Source organism: Streptomyces sp. SID9727, assembly GCF_010550605.1.
Taxonomy (GTDB): domain Bacteria; phylum Actinomycetota; class Actinomycetes; order Streptomycetales; family Streptomycetaceae; genus Streptomyces.
Genome location: NZ_JAAGNI010000271.1, coordinates 1 through 1,278 on the forward strand (window position 1 = coordinate 1; position 1,278 = coordinate 1,278).

The window sequence follows — 1,278 nt, forward strand, 5'->3', positions numbered from 1 at the left end:
CGGATCGGGCGGGGCGCCCTCGACCGTCGGCAGCGGGCGCCCCCGGTCGGCGGTGAGGTCCGGGACCGACGCGACGAGCGCCCGGGTGTAGGGGTGCCGGGCGCCCGCGGCGAGCCGGCCGACGGGCAGGGCCTCGACGATGGTGCCCGCGTACATGACCAGCACCCGCTCGCAGAACTCGGCGACCAGCGCGACATCGTGGCTGATGAACAGGATCGCGGCGGAGGTGTCCCGCCGGATGTCCACGAGCAGCCGGGTGATCTGGCGCTGCACCGTCACGTCGAGCGCGGTCGTCGGCTCGTCCGCGATGATCAGCCCGGGCCGCACCATCAGCCCGGCGGCGATCATCACCCGCTGGCGCTGGCCGCCGGAGAGTTCGTACGGGCGCGCGCGCAGCAGCGACGGGGGCAGGGCGACGCGGCGCAGGGCCTCGGCGGCCCGCGCGGTGGCCTCGGCCCGGCTCGTCCCCCGATGGGCGCGGACCGCCTCGGTGAGCTGGGTGCCGATGCGCAGGGCCGGGTTGAGCGCGGACGCCGGGTTCTGGAAGATCACCGACAGGCCCGTCGCGAGACGCCGGTCCCGCTCCTTCCGGGGCAGCGCGCCGAGGTCGGTCCCGAGCAGGCGCAGCGTACGCCGGGAGGCCCGGGCGCCGTACGGGAGCAGATCGGCGACGGCGAGCGCGGTCAGCGACTTGCCCGACCCCGATTCGCCGACCAGCCCGACGATCTCGCCCCGCCCCAGCGACAGGCTCACCCCGCGCACCGGGCGGATCGGTCCGGCGGGGGCCGGGAGTTCGACGGTGAGGCCGTCGACCTGGAGGACCTGCCCGTCCTCGGCCGGACCGCTCGGGGCGGAGCGCTGTGCCGGGATGCGCACCACCCGGCCGCGCCGGGCGGCGCCCCCGGCGAGGACCTCGCCCAGCAACTGGAACGTCAGGGCCGCGTACACGAGTGCCAGGCCCGGGGCGAGCGCGGGCAGCGGCTCGGCGTAGATCCGGTCGAGCCCCTGGCTGAGCAGCTGCCCCCAGTCGTAGCCCGGAGGCTGGACGCCCAGGCCCAGGAAGCTCAGTCCGGAGAGCGCGACCAGTGCGGTGCCCGCCGCCGTGGTGACGCTCAGCAGCAGCGGCTCGGCGATGTTCGGCAGGACATGGCGCCACAGCAGCCGGAGCCGGCCCAGCCCGAGGACCCGGGCGGCGGCCAGGTGGTCGGTGCCCGCGACGCCCGCCGCGAGCGTCTGGGCCAGCCGCGCGAACCCGGGCACGCTCGCGGCGGCGAGAGC

The 1,278-nt window shown here is 77.0% G+C and carries 1 protein-coding gene; it reads right to left on the minus strand.

Annotation, left to right across the window (positions count from 1 at the left end; genetic code table 11):
• The coding region (locus tag G3I41_RS17585) for an ATP-binding cassette domain-containing protein (RefSeq protein WP_164401174.1) at window positions 1–1,278 on the minus strand (1,278 nt) is incomplete at both ends.